At 65.5% G+C, this 16,543-nt stretch carries 15 protein-coding genes; 13 read left to right on the top strand and 2 right to left on the bottom strand.

What is annotated here, in order from left to right; all coding sequences use genetic code 11:
• Positions 1 to 43 precede the first annotated feature (43 nt).
• Positions 44 to 655: a response regulator transcription factor gene (locus VVD47_RS04045; protein WP_327603181.1), complete on the bottom strand. Its 612-nt coding sequence runs from the start codon at positions 653 to 655 to the stop codon at positions 44 to 46.
• A complete protein-coding gene (locus VVD47_RS04040; protein ID WP_327602114.1) occupies positions 648 to 2,693 on the bottom strand; it encodes a PAS domain S-box protein in 2,046 nt (681 codons plus the stop codon). The genes VVD47_RS04045 and VVD47_RS04040 overlap by 8 nt, the downstream gene beginning before the upstream one ends.
• A 182-nt stretch (positions 2,694 to 2,875) precedes the next feature.
• Between VVD47_RS04040 and VVD47_RS04035 the strand changes: the two genes are divergently transcribed.
• From VVD47_RS04035 to der, 13 genes are all read left to right on the top strand, one after another.
• Entirely contained in the window at positions 2,876 to 3,886 is a 1,011-nt protein-coding gene (locus VVD47_RS04035) for a TRAP transporter substrate-binding protein (RefSeq protein WP_443080936.1), read from the top strand.
• Positions 3,887 to 4,023: 137 nt separating this feature from the next.
• Positions 4,024 to 5,010, top strand: coding sequence for a tripartite tricarboxylate transporter substrate binding protein BugD (locus VVD47_RS04030; protein WP_327602113.1), 987 nt, complete (start codon positions 4,024 to 4,026; stop codon positions 5,008 to 5,010).
• 169 nt (positions 5,011 to 5,179) lie between these two features.
• Entirely contained in the window at positions 5,180 to 5,644 is a 465-nt protein-coding gene (locus tag VVD47_RS04025; RefSeq protein ID WP_327602112.1) for a tripartite tricarboxylate transporter TctB family protein, read from the top strand.
• A 12-nt stretch (positions 5,645 to 5,656) separates the two neighbouring features.
• On the top strand, positions 5,657 to 7,168 hold the full coding sequence (locus tag VVD47_RS04020; RefSeq protein ID WP_327602111.1) for a tripartite tricarboxylate transporter permease: 1,512 nt from the start codon (positions 5,657 to 5,659) through the stop codon (positions 7,166 to 7,168).
• A gap of 249 nt (positions 7,169 to 7,417) precedes the next feature.
• Positions 7,418 to 7,843, top strand: a complete 426-nt coding sequence (gene ndk / locus VVD47_RS04015) for a nucleoside-diphosphate kinase (protein WP_327602110.1) — start codon at positions 7,418 to 7,420, stop codon at positions 7,841 to 7,843.
• Between the two features lie 40 nt (positions 7,844 to 7,883).
• The gene (gene rlmN, locus VVD47_RS04010; RefSeq protein WP_327602109.1) at positions 7,884 to 8,993 is read left to right on the top strand and encodes a 23S rRNA (adenine(2503)-C(2))-methyltransferase RlmN; all 1,110 of its coding nucleotides are present in this window, start codon (positions 7,884 to 7,886) and stop codon (positions 8,991 to 8,993) included.
• A gap of 11 nt (positions 8,994 to 9,004) precedes the next feature.
• Complete coding sequence (pilW, locus tag VVD47_RS04005; protein ID WP_327602108.1) at positions 9,005 to 9,790, top strand: type IV pilus biogenesis/stability protein PilW; 786 nt, start codon at positions 9,005 to 9,007, stop codon at positions 9,788 to 9,790.
• On the top strand, positions 9,787 to 10,713 hold the full coding sequence (locus VVD47_RS04000; RefSeq protein WP_327602107.1) for a RodZ domain-containing protein: 927 nt from the start codon (positions 9,787 to 9,789) through the stop codon (positions 10,711 to 10,713). The genes pilW and VVD47_RS04000 overlap by 4 nt, the downstream gene beginning before the upstream one ends.
• Positions 10,714 to 10,728: 15 nt before the next feature.
• The gene (ispG, locus tag VVD47_RS03995) at positions 10,729 to 11,970 is read left to right on the top strand and encodes a flavodoxin-dependent (E)-4-hydroxy-3-methylbut-2-enyl-diphosphate synthase (RefSeq protein WP_327602106.1); all 1,242 of its coding nucleotides are present in this window, start codon (positions 10,729 to 10,731) and stop codon (positions 11,968 to 11,970) included.
• A 40-nt stretch (positions 11,971 to 12,010) separates the two neighbouring features.
• Positions 12,011 to 13,300, top strand: coding sequence for a histidine--tRNA ligase (gene hisS, locus VVD47_RS03990; RefSeq protein WP_327602105.1), 1,290 nt, complete (start codon positions 12,011 to 12,013; stop codon positions 13,298 to 13,300).
• Between the two features lie 74 nt (positions 13,301 to 13,374).
• A complete protein-coding gene (locus VVD47_RS03985; RefSeq protein WP_327602104.1) occupies positions 13,375 to 14,022 on the top strand; it encodes a YfgM family protein in 648 nt (215 codons plus the stop codon).
• Positions 14,022 to 15,152 (top strand): outer membrane protein assembly factor BamB, encoded by a 1,131-nt coding sequence (gene bamB, locus VVD47_RS03980; protein ID WP_327602103.1) that lies wholly within the window; start codon positions 14,022 to 14,024, stop codon positions 15,150 to 15,152. Before VVD47_RS03985 ends, bamB begins: the two co-directional genes overlap by 1 nt.
• 12 nt (positions 15,153 to 15,164) lie before the next feature.
• A complete protein-coding gene (gene der / locus VVD47_RS03975; protein ID WP_327602102.1) occupies positions 15,165 to 16,493 on the top strand; it encodes a ribosome biogenesis GTPase Der in 1,329 nt (442 codons plus the stop codon).
• Positions 16,494 to 16,543: the final 50 nt, after the last annotated feature.

Genomic DNA, 16,543 nt, shown 5'->3' with positions numbered 1-16,543 from the left:
AGCGACTGCGCCGCCGAGTCAGCGACCGGCAACGCATGCAGGTCTACTGCCCCGGCTTGTAATGCGCCAGCAGTTGCGACAGATCCACTGCCGAGCGCACGCCCATCTTGTCGAAGATGCGGGCGCGGTGGACTTCCACGGTGCGCATGGAGATGTCGAGGTCGTCGGCGATCTGTTTGTTGAGGCGGCCTTCGAGGATGAGGTCCATGACCTCGCGTTCGCGCGGGGTCAGCGTTTCCAGCCGGGCCTGCACGCCGGCTTCCAGCGCCTGGCTGGCGCGGTGGCGGGCGTGCATGTCCATGGCGCCGATGACGACGTCCACCAGTTCGTTGTCGTTGAACGGCTTCTCGATGAAGTGGTAGGCGCCCTGGCGCAGGGCGGCCACCGCCATCGGTACGTCTCCGTGGCCGGTGAGGAAGATGACCGGCATGCTGCATTCGCGGCTGCGCAGCTGCTCGAAGCAGGTGAGGCCGTTCATGCCTTCCATGCGGATGTCGAGCACGATGCAACCACTCATGTGGTTGTTGTAGTCGGCGAGGAAATCCTCGGCGCTGGCCCACTGGCCGGTGGCGATGCTGCGCGACTTGAACAGCCAGCCCAGTGCATCCCGGATCGCTTCATCGTCGTCGATGAGGTGCACCATCGCTTCAGTCATTGTGTCGGCCATTCCTGTCGTCCTCCGCTACGGCAAGTGCTTCGTCTTCTGCTTGGGGTTCTGCGTCCGGGGCGACCGGGATCTGCAGGTGGAAGGCGGTGCCATGCGGTTCGACGGCTTCGAACCACAGGCGCCCATGATGTTGTTCGGCAATGGAGCGGCAGATCTTGAGCCCCATGCCCATACCGTCCGACTTGGTGGTGAAGAAGGAGTCGAACAGCTTGTCGGCGATCTCGGCCGGCACGCCGCTGCCGCGGTCGATGACGGTCATGCGCACGCGGTCCTCGATCTGCTCGCTGCGCAGGGTGAGCACGCGGTCGTTGACCGGCAGTTCCTGCATGGCGTCCATGCCGTTGCGGATGAGGTTCACCAGCAACTGCTCGATCATCACCGGGTCGGCCTCGATGGGGGGCAGGGTGGTGGCGAGCTCCAGTTGCAGGCGCACGCTGCGCTTGCGGGCGTCGGTCTCCACCAGGCCGCTGGCCTCGACCATGATCTGGTTGGCGTCCACCCGTTCGCGCTTCGGTTCGCTGCGGCGGACGAAGGCGTACACGCGGCGGATGATGCGGCCGGCGCGCTGTGCCTGGTGGTTGATCTTGCCGAGCACGGTGCCGATTTCCGACAGGCTGCCGCGGCCGGACTCCAGCGCGTTGAGGCAGCCGGCGCTGTAGCTGGAGATGGCGGACAGCGGCTGGTTGATCTCGTGGGCGAGCGACGAGGCCATCTCGCCCATGGTGACGAGGCGGCCGGTGGCCTCCAGGCGTTCCTGCTGGCTGCGTGCCAGCGCCTCGGCACGGCGGCGCTCGGTGACGTCGAGCACCGAACCCATCCAGCCGGCGTGCTTGCCATTGGCGTCGATCAGCGGGGACTCGACGAGCAGGATGTCCAGGATGGTGCCGTCCTTGCGGCGGTAGCGCACCTCGACGGCATCCACTGCTTCCTTGCCGGCGAGGATGCGGTCGTGCACCGCCTGGGTGTATTCCATTTCCTCGGGCACCCAGTAGGCCATCGGCGCCTGCATGCCGATGAGCTCCTCGGTGCTGTAGCCGACCATCTTGCAGAAGGCGGCGTTCACGTAGGTGATGCGGCCGCCGAGGTCACGGGCGCGGATGCCGACGAGCATGGAGTCTTCCATGGCGAGGCGGAAGGCGTGCTCGGCGCGCAGTTCGGTCTGGGTGGTGTTGAGGCGGATCAGCTGGCGCCGCAGCATCCACAGGCTCCATAGCATGACGACGCCGAACACGGCGATTCCGCCGACCAGCAGGTTGGGAGTCGTCTCGCTGGGTACCTCGTAGGCCTCCACGTGCAGCGTCACTTCGCCACCGGGTGGCTCCATCGTCACGTCGTAGGTCAGCGAACGGTCGATGGCGTCCACCTTGGAACGGCTCGCCAGCTCGTTGCCGCGACCGTCGTGGATGCTGATGCGATAGCGCTCGGCGAACCACCAGGGCACCTGCTGGGCCAGCACCTTCGCCAGCGAGTACTCGGCCACCACGAAGCCGGTCAGCCGGTTGTCGTCGTAGCCCGGCACCACGGTGGCGAGTGCCCAGGAGCCGTCGTCAGAGCGGAAGGGCGTGGAGTAGGCCGTTTTGGACAGGGTGCGGGCCCGCCGCACAGCCTCTTCGACGGCCGGCACGGAGTTGTTCTCGCCGCGCGGCGGAACGGCCAGGCGCTGCGCGCCCGCGATGTCCAGCCAGGTGGCGGAGGTGAGGCCGGTGTCGCTCTGCAGCAACTGGCGCACGCGCGCGCGGCTGTCGTCGCTCAGCTGGTCGTCGGACATCAGGGCCGTGGCCATGGGCGACAGCAACGATTCCACCGACTCGAAGTGGCGGTGCAGGTTCTGCTCCATCCACAGCACGTCGCTGATCAGCTTGGAGCGGAGTTCCTCGCGCTCGGCGCGCAGGCCCAGCCACACGAAGACCAGCAGGCAGGCCGCCAGCAGGGCCATGGACAGGTAGGGCAGGCGCCAGTACCAGGCCTGCATGCGCGTCTCCGGCGGCAGGGTGGGGGCGGTGAGGGCGGTACGGGCAACTCGCATAGTGGCCGCGATGGTAGCGCGCCGCGTGCCTGCCGTGCTGTCGGGATCCGTGCAGTTCCCCTCAGGGTTTACGGGAGTTCCACAATGGTTTGCAGTCCGGGCAGAGGGTTGAATGGGCGCAGCTGCCTTCACCCGCGCTGCTTCCACTCACGATCCGCGCTCCCGATCTGCGTCCCCGATTCATGTTCAAGCCCCTGCGTGTCGCCATTGCTGCTGCCTGCCTGATGGTGTCGGCCACCCTGGGTATTGCGCAGGGCCCCATCGTCATCAAGTTCAGCCACGTCGTGGCGCCGGATTCGCCGAAGGGGCGGGCGGCGGAGTTCTTCCGCAGCCGCGTGGCGGCACGCCTGGGCAGCCGCGTGCGGGTGGAGGTGTATCCCAACAGCACGCTGTACAAGGACCGTGAAGAGCTGGAGGCGCTGCAGCTGGGCGTGGTGCAGATGCTGGCGCCGTCGCTGGCGAAGTTCAGCCCGCTGGGCATCCGCGAGTTCGAGGTCTTCGACCTGCCGTACCTGTTCGACGACTACCGCGCGGTGCACCGCATTACCGGCGGCCCCATCGGCGCCCGTTTGCTCGACAAGCTGGAGGACAAGGGCATCGTCGGCCTGGCCTACTGGGACAACGGCTTCAAGGATTTTTCCGCCAACCGGCCGCTGCGCAAGCCGGAGGATTTCCGCGGTCTGAAGATGCGCATCCAGTCCTCCGCCGTCATCGATGCGCAGATGCGCGCCCTCGGTACGCGGCCGGAGGTGATGGCCTTCTCCGACGTGCATGACGCCTTGCGTACCGGCATGGTGGACGGCACCGAGAACCCGCCTTCCAACTTCTACACCCAGGGCATGCACGAGGTGCAGAAGTACCTGCTGCGCAGCAGCCACGGCTACCTGGGCTACGCGGTGATCGTGAACAAGCGGTTCTGGGACGACCTGCCCGGCCCGGTGCGCCGCGAGCTGCAGCTGGCCATGCGCGAGGCCACCGAATTCGCCAATGCGATTGCGGAGCGCGACAACGCGCAGGCGCTGGAGGCGGTGCACCGCTCCGGCAAGACACAGATCATCGTGCCGACCACGGCGGAGCGCGCCGCACTCAAGCGTGCGCTCGTGGATGTGCACAAGAGCCAGGCTTCGCGGGTAGGGGGCGAACTGATCCAGGCCATCTACCGCGAGACGGGATTCGATCCGGCCAGGAAATGAAACGAGACACGAGACGCGAGACACGCGACACGAGACACGAAATCGAGCCGCAACAAGCCGGGCATGCCGGGGGAAAGCAGTAGCAGTCACCAATAAACAACGAGGCCCACGCCTCCGTATCACCAAAGGAGCACGACATGAAACACCAGATCCTTCGCCGCCTCGGGCTGGCCGCCATCACCGCCATCGCCACGGCGGGTACCTTTGCGCATGCGCAGGACTACCCCAACAAGGCCGTCACCATCGTGGTGCCCTTTGCCGCGGGTGGCCCGACCGACACCGTGGCGCGCCTGGTGGCGCAGTCCATGACCACAAACCTGAAGCAGCAGATCATCGTGGAGAACGTCGGCGGGGCCGGCGGCACGCTGGGCGCCGGCCGCGTCGCGCGGGCCGGGGGTGACGGCTACACGCTGCTGCTCCATCACATCGGCATGTCCACGGCGCCCGCCCTGTACCGCAAACTGGCGTTCGACCCGATCAACGACTTCGAGCCGGTCGGCCTGGTGGCCGACGTGCCCATGACCATGATCGCCAAGCAGGCGTTGCCGCCGAAGGACATGAAGGAGCTGCTGCCTTACCTGAAGGCCAACAAGGAGAAGGTGCTGTACGCGCATGCCGGCGTCGGCTCCGCCTCGCACCTGTGCGGCCTGCTGTTCATGAGCACGATCCAGACCGACCTCACCACCGTGCCCTACGGCGGCACCGGCCCGGCCATGACCGCAATGCTGGGCGGCGAGGTCGACCTGATGTGCGATCAGACCACCAACACCACCGGCCAGATCAAGGGCGGCAAGGTGAAGGCCTATGCCGTGACCACGAAGGCCCATGTGCCGTCGCTGAAGGAGCTGCCGACGATGGCCGAGTCCGGCCTGCCCGGCTTCGAGGTGGCGGTGTGGCACGGCCTGTACGCGCCCAAGGGCACGCCGAAGCCCGTGCTCGACAAGCTGACCGCTGCCCTGCAGACCGCGCTGAAGGACCCGAACGTAGTGGCCCGCCTGGCCGAGCTGGGAACCGAGCCGGTGCCGCAGAACCGCGCCACCCCGGATGCGCTGCGGACGCACCTGAAGGCGGAGATCGACAAGTGGAGCCCGGTCATCAAGAAGGCCGGCGTCTACGCAGACTGAGCAGGCCGGGGCCTGATGTTCCGCGGGCATGGCGTCGTCGCCACGCCCGCGGAACGGCCACCTGCACGGTCAAGGACGTTCAAGGACGGACGTGCGGGGACAAGCAGGTGCGAGCCTGGAATGCATGAACCTGGAAAGCAACGCGGGTGACCCGCGTAGAGGAGCTGTCTTGCAACTCAACATTACTCAGGCGCCACGGGACTTCTGGGGCGGCCTGATCTATCTTGTGATCGGCACCGCCGCGGTATTCATTGCCGCCGACTACGAGCGCGGAAGCCTGCTGCGCATGGGGCCCGGCTATGTGCCGACGGTGCTGGGCTACGCCCTGTGTGGCGTGGGGCTGATCTCGGTGGTGCGCGCCTTCCTGCGCCATGGCGACCGCATCATGCCTTTCGCGGTGAAGGCGATGCTGCTGGTGACGGTTGCGGTGGTCGCGTTCGGGGTGCTGGCGCGCGGTGCGGGGCTGGTGCCCGCGGTGGTCGTGCTGGTGGCGGTGTCCGCCTGGGGCAGCCAGCTGTCGCGGCCCTTGCCGGTGTTGCTGCTGGCGGTGGTCTCGTCCGTTGCCTCCTGGCTGTTGTTCACCAAGGGGCTTGGCGTGCCCCTGCAGGCGTTCGGCGCCTGGTTCGGTTTCTGAGGAGGAGGGCACATGGATTCCGGTCTTCTCTCCAATCTCGCGCTGGGCATCAGCACGGCGTGGACCTTCAGCAACCTGATGTACTGCCTGGCCGGGGTCATCCTCGGCACCCTGGTGGGCGTGCTGCCCGGCCTGGGACCGGTGGCAACCATCGCGATGCTGCTGCCGATGACCTTCAACCTGCCGCCGGAGTCGGCGCTGATCATGCTCGCCGGCATCTACTACGGCGCGCAGTACGGCGGTTCCACGACAGCCATCCTGGTGAACCTGCCGGGCGAGACGTCCTCGGTGGTGACTGCCCTGGATGGCCATCAGATGGCACGCCAGGGCAAGGCCGGCAAGGCGCTGGCCACCGCTGCGCTGGCCTCGTTCTTCGCCGGCACGGTGGCGACCTTCCTGATCGCGCTGGCCGCGCCGCCGCTGGCCGACCTGGCGCTGAAGTTCGGTGCGCCGGAGTACTTCTCGCTGATGGTGCTGGGCCTGGTGGCGTCCATCGTGCTGGCAAGCGGCTCGTTGTTGCACGCCTTCGGCATGATCCTGCTCGGCCTGCTGCTGAGCCAGGTGGGTACCGACGTCATTTCCGGCGCGCCGCGCTACACCTTCGACCAGCCCTGGCTGGCGGACGGCATCCACTTCGTGGTGCTGGCGATGGGCATGTACGGGGTGGGCGAGATCATCCGCAACCTCGAACACGACGAGAAACGCGAGCTGATGATGAAGTCCGTCAGCGGCCTGCTGCCGGACAAGGAGGACCTCAAGCGCATCATCGCCCCGACCCTGCGCGGCACCGTGCTGGGCTCGGCGCTGGGCATCCTGCCGGGCGGCGGGGCCATGCTCGCGTCCTTCGCGTCCTATTCCATCGAGAAGAAGGTGTCGCCCAACCGCGCCCAGTTCGGCAAGGGGGCGATCGAGGGGGTGGCGGCGCCGGAGTCGGCCAACAATGCCGGCGCGCAGACGTCCTTCATCCCGATGCTGACGCTGGGCATCCCGTCCAACCCGGTGATGGCGCTGATGATCGGTGCGCTGATCATCCAGGGCATCCAGCCCGGCCCGACGGTGATGACGGAGCAGCCGGCGCTGTTCTGGGGAATCATCGCCTCGATGTGGGCCGGCAACCTGTTCCTGGTGGTGCTCAACCTGCCCATGATCGGCGTGTGGGTGCGGCTCATCACCGTGCCGTACCACCTGCTGTTCCCGGTCATCCTGGTGTTCTGCGCCATCGGCGTGATGAGCGTGAACAACAGCGAGTACGACGTCTGGCTGATGGCGCTGTTCGGCGTACTCGGCTACGTGTTCTCCAAGCTGGGCAGCGAGCCGGCGCCGCTGTTGCTGGCCTTCGTGCTGGGCGAGTTGATGGAGGAGAACCTGCGTCGCGCGATGATCATCTCGCGCGGCGACCCGATGGTCTTCCTCGAGCGGCCGATCAGCCTGACCCTGCTGGTCACCGCCGTGCTGGCGCTGGTCGTGGTGTTGAGCCCTGCGCTGCGCAAGAAGCGCGAGGAGGCATTCCAGGAGGAACCGTGAAAAGCGCCAGGATGCGGGGCGGAACCGGTTGAACGCCGGGAAGGCCCGATTCTGGTGCGCTCCGGATGGGCCGCGACGGAAACGAACGTGTCACGACGTGTGTTTCCGGCCGCGGCCCTGTGTTTTCGTGCCCTTGGCGGGGAGTCCGGCGGTACGGACGGGCTAGGCTTGAAGCTTGTCCATGCTACAATCCGCGATTGACCTGATGTCAATTACCCCCTTGTTCCAACACGAATTTTCGGAGTTTTCATGGCTATCGAACGCACCCTTTCCATCATCAAGCCGGATGCAGTCGCCAAGAACGTCATCGGCAAGATCTACCAGCGTTTCGAAGACGCCGGCCTGAAGGTCATCGCCGCCAAGCTGGTACACCTGTCCGAAGTGGAAGCCGGCCAGTTCTACGCCGTGCACAAGGAGCGCCCCTTCTTCAAGGACCTGGTGAGCTTCATGATCTCCGGCCCGGTGATGATCCAGGTGCTGGAAGGTGAAGGCGCCATCGCCAAGAACCGCGAACTGATGGGTGCCACCGATCCGAAGAAGGCCGCCCCCGGCACCATCCGCGCCGATTTCGCGGAATCCATCGACGCCAACGCTGTCCATGGCTCCGATGCCCCGGAAACCGCCGCCGTGGAAGTGTCGTTCTTCTTCGCGGGCCTGAACGTCTACAGCCGTTAATCGGTCGGGAGCGGGTGCCTTTCCGGTTACCCGCTCCGTAATGCTGCAAATGATCAATCTGCTCGATTTCGACGCCGAAGCCCTGATCGCCTGGTTCGAACAACAGGGCGAGAAGCCGTTCCGTGCCCGCCAGGTGCTGCGCTGGGTGCACCGCTTCGGTGCCACCGACTTCGAGCAGATGACCGACGTGGCCAAGTCCTTGCGCGCCAAGCTGTCGGAAACCGCCTGCGTCAAGCCGCCGGTGCCGGTACGCGACAGCGTTTCGACCGACGGCACCCGCAAGTGGCTGCTGGATGTCGGCAATGGCAATGCCGTGGAGACGGTCTTCATTCCCGAGACCACGCGCGGCACGCTGTGTATCTCCTCGCAGGCCGGTTGCGCGCTGGATTGCGCGTTCTGCTCGACCGGCAAGCAGGGCTTCAACCGGAACCTGACGGCCGCCGAGATCATCGGCCAGCTCTGGCTGGCCAACCGGATGCTGGGTGCCGACGAAACCGGCGAGCGGGTGGTCAGCAACGTCGTCATGATGGGCATGGGCGAGCCGCTGGCGAACTTCGACAACGTCGTGTCCGCCCTCAAGCTGATGCTGGACGACCACGCCTACGGCCTGTCGCGCCGCCGCGTCACGGTGTCCACCTCCGGCATCGTGCCGGCGATGGATCGTCTGCGCGATGCCTGCCCGGTGGCGCTCGCGGTTTCGCTGCATGCGCCGAACGATGCGCTGCGCGACGTGCTGGTGCCGATCAACAAGAAGTACCCGCTGCGCGAACTGATGGCGGCCTGTCAGCGTTACCTCGACAAGGCGCCGCGCGACTTCATCACCTTCGAGTACGTGATGCTCGACGGTGTGAACGACCAGGACGAACATGCCCGCGAACTCGTCGCTCTCACCCGCGACGTGCCCTGCAAGTTCAACCTGATTCCGTTCAATCCATTTCCGAACTCCGGCTTCCTGCGCTCACCCGCGCCGCGCATCCGGCGTTTCTCGCAGATCCTCATCGATGCCGGCATCGTCACCACCACGCGCAAGACGCGCGGCGATGATGTTGACGCGGCATGTGGCCAGCTCGCAGGCCAGGTGCAGGACAAGACCCGCAGGACCAGCAAGTCCACCCGGAACGTGATTCCGGTCACCGAGGTAAGAACATGATGCGAGCATGGATGGCCGGGTTGCTGGCAATGGCGCTGGCAGGCTGTGCATCGACAGGAGGTGTCACGGCGGAGGCCGAAGGTGGTATCGATCGGGCGACATCCGAAAAACCTGTCACGAGCGAGCTCCAGGGCAAGGCCAGAACGCACGTCGAGCTTGGCAACGCCTATCTGGACGCGGGTCGTTATGGCGTAGCGCTTGACGAGGCCAAGATCGCCCAGGCGTATGACCGCAACTACGCACCCGGCCATCTCCTGATGGGGCTGGTGTATAGCTTCCTGGAGCAGCATGAACTGGCGACGGCTTCGTTCCAGCAGGCCGAGCGTCTGGCGCCATACGACCCCGAAGTGGCAAATGCCTACGGCTGGTACCTCTGCAACCGTGGTCGCCAGGCGGAAGGCCTTGTGAAGCTGGAGCAGGCAGCGCGCAACCCGTACTACCGTTTCCCGGCACGCTCCCTCGCCAATGCCGGCCTGTGCGAACTGAACCGTCGTAACGACAAGGCGGCCGAGTCCTACTTCCAGCGCTCGATCCAGATCGACCGCAACAATCCGCAGGTGCTGTACCAGTTGGCGAGCATCGCCTATCGCGAAGGCAATGCTGCACGTGCCCGTCAGTGGCTGACAGAGCTGCAGGCACGTATGGCTGCTCCCGCTGCGGAAACACTGTGGTTAGGGTTGCGCATCGAACGCAAACTTGGCAATCGGGAGGGTGAGGCACGTTATGCCGCACAGCTGAAGCGTGATTTCCCTTCATCCGATGAGTACGCCGCCTTGACGCAAGGGAAGTTCGATTGAGCGACGATCTGCTTCAGACGCCGGCGCCCGAGGAGGCGTCCGGACTGGTATGGCACCTTTTGCGCGAAGCGCGTGAGGCGCGCGGCCTGTCGATCTCCGAGGTGGCGCAGCATCTGAAGTTCACGCCCAAGCAGATCGAAGCGATGGAGGCCGGGGCGCTGGATCATTTGCCGGGCGCGGCGTTTGCGCGTGGTTTCGTGCGCAACTACGCGCGCTTCCTGCAACTGGATCCGCAGACTTTTCTGGCAAGCATGGGCGCGGCGCCCACCACCTTCGAGGGGATTCCTACCCAGCCGCCGGCACTCGGGCCGATGCCGCGCATCAGGAGCCTGGATCGTTCTTCGCTGCGCGCCATGCTGATCAGCGCCGGCTTGCTGGGCCTCGTGGCGGCGGGCTGGTATTTCGGTTGGTTCGAAGCGCGTGATGAGCAGTTGGTGGCGGAAGGCGCTCCTGTCGCGGAAGTGCTGGAAGCGACACCGGAGCCGTTCCCGGTCACGGGCAGCGAACCGCTTGCAGCCGAATCCGCTCCGCAGGCGAGCGCAAGCGCGCCCTTGTCGGCATCCGCACCCGTTGCCGCGCAGAGCGCTCCCGTTGAGCAGGGCTTGTCCGCGACGCAAATCGCACCCACCGCCCAGAGCGCGCCGCTGGCGCAGAGCGCACCGCGCGCGCTGGTTGCCGTATCCGGCCAGAAGCGGGTGCTGCTCAGCTTCAAGGGTGAAAGCTGGGTGGAGGTTCGTGATGCCGACGGCAACGTGTTGTTGTCGCGTCTGAACGCCGCGGGCAGCAGCCAGGAGGTCCAGGGCAAGCCGCCGTTTGCGCTGGTGATCGGCAACGCGCGTGAAGTCAGTGTTTCCGTCGAGGGCAAGCCCTTCGACCTGCAGCCCCACATCAAGGTGGACGTGGCGCGCATCAACATCGAATGACCGGTAGTTCGTTGTATGACTGAATCCATCGCTTCGGCCTCTCCTCGTCACGGTACGCGCCAGGTCAGCATCGGCAAGGTGCTGGTCGGCGCGCGCGCGCCCGTCGTCGTGCAGTCGATGACCAACACCGACACGGCCGACCACATCTCGACCGCGATCCAGGTGGCCCAGTTGGCCCGTGCCGGCTCGGAGCTGGTGCGCATCACCGTCAACAACGACGAGTCCGCCAAGGCCGTGCCGCGCATCCGCGAGCAGCTGTTGAAGATGAACCAGGATGTCCCGCTGATCGGCGACTTCCACTACAACGGCCACAAGCTGCTTGCCGACAATCCGGACTGCGCCGCGACGCTGGACAAGTACCGCATCAACCCCGGCAACGTCGGCCACGGCCACAAGCGCGACACGCAGTTCGCGCAGATCGTGGAAATGGCCTGCAAGTACGACAAACCCGTGCGCATCGGTGTGAACTGGGGCAGCCTCGACCAGTCCGTGATGGCGCGCATGATGGACGAAAACGCCAGGCGTGCCGAACCTTGGGACGCCGGTGCGGTGATGCGCGAAGCGCTCATCGTGTCCGCGCTGGAGTCGGCGAAGGCGGCAGAGGACGTCGGCCTTGCCGGCAACCGCATCATCCTGTCCTGCAAGGTGTCCAGCGTGCAGGACCTGATCGCGACCTATCGCGAACTGGCCCGTCGCAGCGATTACCCGCTGCACCTCGGCCTGACCGAAGCCGGCATCGGCAGCAAGGGCATCGTGGCGTCCACCGCCGCTTTGTCCGTGCTGCTGCAGGAAGGCATCGGCGACACCATCCGCATCTCTCTGACACCGGAGCCCAATGGCTCGCGCACGCAGGAAGTGGTGGTCGCGCAGGAAATCCTGCAGAGCATGGGCCTGCGCGCCTTCACGCCGATGGTGACGGCCTGTCCGGGTTGCGGACGCACAACGAGCACTTTCTTCCAGGAGCTGGCTGGCAGCGTGCAGGACTACGTGCGCGACAAGATGCCCGAATGGCGCCTGCAGTACGACGGCGTGGAAAACCTGACCCTCGCGGTGATGGGCTGCATCGTCAATGGTCCCGGTGAAAGCAAGCATGCCAACATCGGCATCTCGCTGCCCGGCACCGGCGAGACGCCGGCGGCGCCGGTGTTCGTGGATGGCCAGAAGGTGACCACCCTGCGCGGCGACAACATCGCGCTGGAGTTCCGCGACATCCTCGACAACTACGTCGCCACCAAATACCCGAAGAAGATCCGCTGAGCGCGCAGGCGCATCGGCGACGACACAAGAACCGACCAGAATGAGCAACAAGATCCAGGCCGTCCGCGGCATGAACGACCTGCTGCCGGACGAGGCGGAGCGCTGGGAAGCGTTCGAGGACATCGTGCGCGACTGGCTCAAGAGCTACGGCTACCGCCCGATCCGCACGCCCATCGTCGAGCACACGCCGCTGTTCTCCCGTGGTGTCGGCGAACACACCGACATCGTCGAGAAGGAGATGTACTCCTTCGAAGATCGCCTCAATGGCGAGCACCTGACGCTGCGCCCCGAGGGCACGGCCTCGTGCGTGCGTGCGGTGGTCGAGCACAACCTGCTGTACGCCGCGCCGCAGCGCCTGTACTACACCGGCCCGATGTTCCGTCACGAGCGGCCGCAGAAGGGCCGCTACCGCCAGTTCCACCAGGTGGGCGTGGAAGCGCTGGGCTTTACCGGCCCCGACATCGATGCGGAGCACATCGTAATGTGTGCGCGTCTGTGGGACGACCTCGGGCTGGAGGATGTGACGCTGGAGATCAACTCGCTGGGCGAGGCGGACGAGCGCGCCCGGCATCGCACGGAGTTGATCACCTACCTGCAGGGCCATGAGTCGAAGCTGGACGAAGACGGCCGCCGCCGCCTTCACACCAATCCGCTGCGGGTGCTGGACTCCAAGAACCCGGACATGCTGCCGATCATCGAGGCTGCGCCGAAGCTGATGGATTTCCTCGGCGAAGCGTCGCTGAAGCATTTCGAGGAGGTCCAGGCGTTGTTGCGCGAAGCCGTAGTCCCCTATCGCATCAACCCGCGCCTCGTGCGCGGGCTGGACTATTACAACCGCACGGTGTTCGAGTGGGTGACCACGCGTCTCGGCGCGCAGGCGACCATCTGCGCCGGTGGCCGCTACGACGGGCTCGTCGAGCAGCTTGGTGGAAAACCTGCGCCCGCCTGCGGTTTCGGCATGGGTATCGAGCGGGTGATGTTGCTGTGGCTCGAGGGGCAGGAGGAGGGCGCCTTGACGCGTCCCGACGTGTATCTCGTGCATCAGGGCGAAGGGACCCAGAAATTCGCCTTCCGCATCGGTGAAATGCTGCGTGGCGCCGGGTTTTCCGCGGTGTTCCACTGCGGTGGTGGCAGTTTCAAGTCGCAGATGAAGAAGGCGGATGGCAGTGGTGCCAATTACGCCGTGATCATCGGCGACGAAGAAGTGGCGGCTGAGCAGGTGACGCTGAAGCCCTTGCGCGAGCAAGGCGAGCAACGCCGGCTGTCCGTGGAGTCGCTGGCCGAAGAACTGGCCGAGGCCTTGTTCAGCGACAACGAAAGCGACGGCTGATCAGCAAGCGCAAAGCGACAAGACCCTGACCGGGTCGTGACAAGCAAACGAGACAATCCAAAAAGGACACGAACATGGCTGCATTCGACCTGCAGGAACAGGAACAGCTCGACGAGCTTAAGGACTGGTGGCGCAAGTACGGCACGCTGGTGACCGCCGGCGTGGTGATTCTGGCCGTTGCCGTGGTGGGCACGACGGGATGGCGTTGGTACCAGGCCAGTCGGGCGGCCCAGGCTTCCGCCGTTTATGGCGCCCTGGTACAGGCCAGCAATGCCAAGGACGTGGCCAAGGTCCGTCAGGCTTCCGGCGAACTGCTGGCTGGTTACGACGGCACCCTGCAGGCGGACCTGGGCGCGCTGCTGGCGTCCAAGGCCGAAATCGAAGCGAATGAGCCCAAGGCTGCGCGTACCAAACTGGAGTGGGTGGTTGCGCATGCTGCGGAGCCGGCCCTGCGCGACCTGGCCCGCCTGCGCCTGGCAGGTCTGCTGCTGGACGAAAAGGCCTACGACGACGCGCTGAAGGCCATTGAAGCGGCGCCTTCCGACGCTTTCGCGGCACGGTTTGCCGATCTGCGTGGCGACATCCACGTGGCCAAGGGCAGCGTTGCCGATGCGCGCACCGCCTACAAGCAGGCGCTGGATCTGCTGGCCAAGGAGGAGCAGGGCATGGCGCAATACAAGTCCTTCGTGGAACTCAAGCTCGAGGCGCTCGGAGAAGCCTGATGAAGCAATTGCTGTGGGGCGTCGCGCTGGCGGTCGGTCTATCCGGCTGTTCGCTGTTCTCGTCCAAGAAAACCGTCGAGCCGACGCCGCTGCAGACCCTGAAGCCCTCTGTCGAGGTCAAGCAGTTGTGGCGCGGCAGTGTTGGCGAGACAGCGGACGCGGCCTTGCGTCCTGCGCTGGTCGGAGACGCCCTCTACGCCGCGGGTGCGGAAGGAACGCTGGCGCGCACCGAATTCGGCCGAGAGACCTGGCGCATCCGGGCTGCCAAGCGGGTGACCGCCGGTGTTGCGGCGGATGACGAGCGCGTCATCGTCGGCAGCGGCGATGGCGAAGTGCTGGCTTTCGACGCCAAGACCGGCAAGCCGTTGTGGAAGGCTCCGGTGACCGGCGAGCCGATCGGCGCTCCCCTGATCGCCGATGGCATGGTGATTACCCGCGTCGGCGACAACCAGCTGATTGCGCATGCGCTAGCGGATGGCAAGCGCCGCTGGATCTACCAGCGCAGCCAGGCCGCACTGTCATTGCGGGGCCAGATCGGCATGACCCGCGTGGGCGATCTGCTGATTGCAGGCTTCTCTGGCGGCAAGCTGGTGGCGGTGACGCTTGCGGCCGGCATGCCGCGCTGGGAAGCCTCGGTGGCGATTCCGCGCGGTTCCAACGAGATCGAACGCCTCGCCGACCTGGTGGCTGATCCGGTGGTGCGTGGCGAAAGCGTCTGCGTGGCGGCTTACCAGGGGCGGGTTGCCTGCGTCGAAACGCAGCGCGGTGTAGTGCAGTGGACGCGTGACATCGGCTCTTCTGCGGGGCTCGACCTGGACGACCGTCAGGTCTACGTCACCGAAGACCTCGGCGCGGTGACTGCGCTGGACGTACGTACCGGCGCCACCAACTGGCGCCAGGACAAACTGCTCAATCGCGGTAGCGGCCGCCCGCTGGTGATGGGTGACCATGTCGCCGTGGCGGACTCGCTGGGCTGGCTGCATGTGATGAACCGCAGCGATGGCCAGTTCGTCGGCCGTCTGGAACTCGACAGTTCCGGCGTCTCGGCGCCGCTGCTCGCCTATGATGGACGTATCGTTGCGCAGTCGCGTCGCGGCTACGTTTATGTCATCAATCTCAAGAACCTCTGATCTGACGCTGCCGTGAAGCCTACGCTGGTCCTCGTCGGACGCCCCAATGTGGGCAAGTCCACGCTGTTCAACCGCCTGACCCGTACCCGCGATGCGCTGGTGGCGGACATGCCCGGCCTGACCCGCGATCGCCACTATGGTCTTGGCCGCCTTGGCGAGCGCGAGTTCCTGGTCGTGGATACCGGTGGCTTCGAACCGCTTGCCAAGGAAGGCATCGTCGCCGAGATGGCCCGCCAGGCGGAGGCGGCGATCGCCGAGGCTGATGCGCTGCTGTTCATTGTCGATGGCCGCACCGGCCTGACCCCGCACGACAAGCAGATCGCCGAGCGCCTGCGCCGCAGCGGGCGACCGATCTTCCTGGCCGTGAACAAGGGTGAGGGCGTGGACCGAGCGGTTTTTTCGGCCGAGTTCCACGAGCTGGCCTGTGGCGAACCGCACGTGATCTCGTCAGCGCACGGCGAGGGCGTGCGCCCCTTCGTGGAAATGGTGCTGGAGACTTTCCCGGCACCTGAAAGCGAGAACGACGATGACAGTCGTGGCCCGCGTGTCGCGATCGTCGGGCGTCCCAATGTCGGCAAGTCCACGCTGATCAATGCCTTGCTCGGCGAGGAGCGGGTCATCGCCTTCGACATGCCCGGGACCACGCGGGATGCCATTTCCGTGCCCTTCGAGCGCGATGGCCGTCACTACACCTTGATCGATACCGCGGGGCTGCGTCGCCGCGGCAAGGTCTTCGAAGCCATCGAGAAATTCTCGGTGATCAAGACGCTGCAGGCGGTCGAAGAAGCGAACGTCGTGGTGCTGGTGCTGGATGCCAGCCAGGATGTGTCCGACCAGGATGCCCATATCGCCGGCTTCGTCATGGAAGCCGGTCGGGCGCTCGTGGTTGCCGTCAACAAGTGGGACGACGTCGACGACTACCACCGGGAACGCATCAAGCAGGACATCGCGCGCAAGCTGCACTTCCTGGACTTTGCGCGACATCATTACATCTCCGCTTTGCAGTCACAGGGCATCAATGGTCTGATGAAATCCGTGGATGGCGCCTATGCTGCCGCGATGGTCAAGCTGCCGACCCCGAAGCTCACACGGGTGTTGCAACTGGCGCTCGTGAAGCAGGCGCCACCGCGTCACGGCGCTTTCCGTCCGAAGATGCGTTACGCCCACCAGGGCGGACAGAATCCGCCGGTCGTTGTGATTCACGGCAATGCGCTCGAGCATGTACCCGCTTCGTATCAGAGATTTCTGGAACGTTCCTTTGTAGAGGCGTTCAAACTGCAAGGCACGCCATTGCGCATCGAATTCCGTAGTACGCGCAATCCTTTCGTCAAAGACGCGTAAGGCCTGCCCTGTACCTTGGTGCGGCGCCGGGTGTCAAAATTGACAAGCGT

This window comes from Uliginosibacterium sp. H1, assembly GCF_036017065.1.
Classification (GTDB): domain Bacteria; phylum Pseudomonadota; class Gammaproteobacteria; order Burkholderiales; family Rhodocyclaceae; genus Uliginosibacterium.
This window is presented reverse-complemented; position numbering and strand designations above follow the sequence as displayed.

Coding starts and splice junctions, on each gene's coding strand:
- VVD47_RS04045 (WP_327603181.1), bottom strand. CDS start 655: ATGACTGAAGCGATGGTGCACCTCATCGACGACGATGAAGCGATCCGG.
- VVD47_RS04040 (WP_327602114.1), bottom strand. CDS start 2,693: ATGCGAGTTGCCCGTACCGCCCTCACCGCCCCCACCCTGCCGCCGGAG.
- VVD47_RS04035 (WP_443080936.1), top strand. CDS start 2,876: ATGTTCAAGCCCCTGCGTGTCGCCATTGCTGCTGCCTGCCTGATGGTG.
- VVD47_RS04030 (WP_327602113.1), top strand. CDS start 4,024: ATGAAACACCAGATCCTTCGCCGCCTCGGGCTGGCCGCCATCACCGCC.
- VVD47_RS04020 (WP_327602111.1), top strand. CDS start 5,657: ATGGATTCCGGTCTTCTCTCCAATCTCGCGCTGGGCATCAGCACGGCG.
- ndk (WP_327602110.1), top strand. CDS start 7,418: ATGGCTATCGAACGCACCCTTTCCATCATCAAGCCGGATGCAGTCGCC.
- rlmN (WP_327602109.1), top strand. CDS start 7,884: ATGCTGCAAATGATCAATCTGCTCGATTTCGACGCCGAAGCCCTGATC.
- pilW (WP_327602108.1), top strand. CDS start 9,005: ATGGCCGGGTTGCTGGCAATGGCGCTGGCAGGCTGTGCATCGACAGGA.
- ispG (WP_327602106.1), top strand. CDS start 10,729: ATGACTGAATCCATCGCTTCGGCCTCTCCTCGTCACGGTACGCGCCAG.
- hisS (WP_327602105.1), top strand. CDS start 12,011: ATGAGCAACAAGATCCAGGCCGTCCGCGGCATGAACGACCTGCTGCCG.
- VVD47_RS03985 (WP_327602104.1), top strand. CDS start 13,375: ATGGCTGCATTCGACCTGCAGGAACAGGAACAGCTCGACGAGCTTAAG.
- bamB (WP_327602103.1), top strand. CDS start 14,022: ATGAAGCAATTGCTGTGGGGCGTCGCGCTGGCGGTCGGTCTATCCGGC.